The sequence below is a fragment of the uncultured Umboniibacter sp. genome (assembly GCF_947497555.1).
Taxonomy (GTDB): Bacteria; Pseudomonadota; Gammaproteobacteria; order Pseudomonadales; family DSM-25080; genus Umboniibacter.
The window spans coordinates 1-1,683 of sequence record NZ_CANMGY010000023.1 but is presented as its reverse complement, the minus strand read 5'-3'; the positions used below and the strand labels follow the sequence as shown (position 1 = coordinate 1,683).

At 51.8% G+C, this 1,683-nt stretch carries 1 rRNA gene; it reads right to left on the bottom strand.

The annotated features are described in order from the left end of the window. Nucleotides 1-8: 8 nt before the first annotated feature. Nucleotides 9-1,683: ribosomal RNA gene (locus Q0698_RS13220) — 23S ribosomal RNA — on the bottom strand; the annotation flags it as partial.

The window sequence follows — 1,683 nt, the reverse complement described above, 5'->3', positions numbered from 1 at the left end:
AAATATATATGGTCAAGCCTCACGGGCAATTAGTATTGGTTAGCTTAACGCCTCACAGCGCTTCCACACCCAACCTATCAACGTGGTAGTCTTCCACGGCCCTACAGGGAGCTTAAAGCTCCAGAGAAATCTAATCTTGAAGGGGGCTTCCCGCTTAGATGCTTTCAGCGGTTATCCTGTCCGAACATAGCTACCCGGCTGTGCCACTGGCGTGACAACCGGAACACCAGAGGTTCGTTCACTCCGGTCCTCTCGTACTAGGAGCAACTCTTCTCAAATTTCTAACGCCCACGGCAGATAGGGACCGAACTGTCTCACGACGTTCTAAACCCAGCTCGCGTACCACTTTAAATGGCGAACAGCCATACCCTTGGGACCGGCTTCAGCCCCAGGATGTGATGAGCCGACATCGAGGTGCCAAACACCGCCGTCGATGTGAACTCTTGGGCGGTATCAGCCTGTTATCCCCGGAGTACCTTTTATCCGTTGAGCGATGGCCCTTCCATACAGAACCACCGGATCACTATGACCTACTTTCGTACCTGCTCGACTTGTCAGTCTCGCAGTCAAGCGTGCTTCTACCATTATACTAACCGCATGATTTCCGACCATGCTTAGCACACCTTCGTACTCCTCCGTTACTCTTTGGGAGGAGACCGCCCCAGTCAAACTACCCACCATACACTGTCCTCGATCCGGATAACGGACCTGAGTTAGAACCTCAAACATACCAGGGTGGTATTTCAAGGACGACTCCACGCAATCTAGCGATCACGCTTCAAAGTCTCCCACCTATCCTACACAAATAGGTTCAAAGTTCAGTGCAAAGCTGTAGTAAAGGTTCACGGGGTCTTTCCGTCTAGCCGCGGGTACACTGCATCTTCACAGCGAGTTCAATTTCACTGAGTCCCAGGTGGAGACAGCGTGGCCGTCGTTACGCCATTCGTGCAGGTCGGAACTTACCCGACAAGGAATTTCGCTACCTTAGGACCGTTATAGTTACGGCCGCCGTTTACCGGGGCTTCGATCAAGAGCTTCGCACAAGTGCTAACCCCATCAATTAACCTTCCGGCACCGGGCAGGCGTCACACCCTATACGTCCACTTACGTGTTTGCAGAGTGCTATGTTTTTAATAAACAGTCGCAGCCACCTGATTTCTGAGACCACCGACAGCTTACGGGGTAAACCCTTCACCGTCAGCGGCGCACCTTCTCCCGAAGTTACGGTGCCATTTTGCCTAGTTCCTTCACCTGGGTTCTCTCAAGCGCCTTGGTATTCTCTACCTGATCACCTGTGTCGGTTTGGAGTACGGTTCCAATGTACCTATCGCTTAGGAGCTTTTCCTGGAAGTATGGCATCAATCACTTCGCTCTTAAAAAGAGCTCGTCATCGCTTCTCAGCATTAAGAACCCGGATTTGCCTAAGTTCTCTGCCTACTAGCTTAAACACGGACAACCAACGCCGTGATGACCTAGCCTGCTCCGTCCCTCCATCGCAGTACACTGAAGTACAGGAATATTAACCTGTTTCCCATCGACTACGCATTTCTGCCTCGCCTTAGGGGCCGACTAACCCTGCTCCGATTAACGTTGAGCAGGAAACCTTGATCTTCCGGCGAGGGGGCTTCTCACCCCCTTTATCGTTACTCATGTCAGCATTCGCACTTCTGATACGTCCAGCAA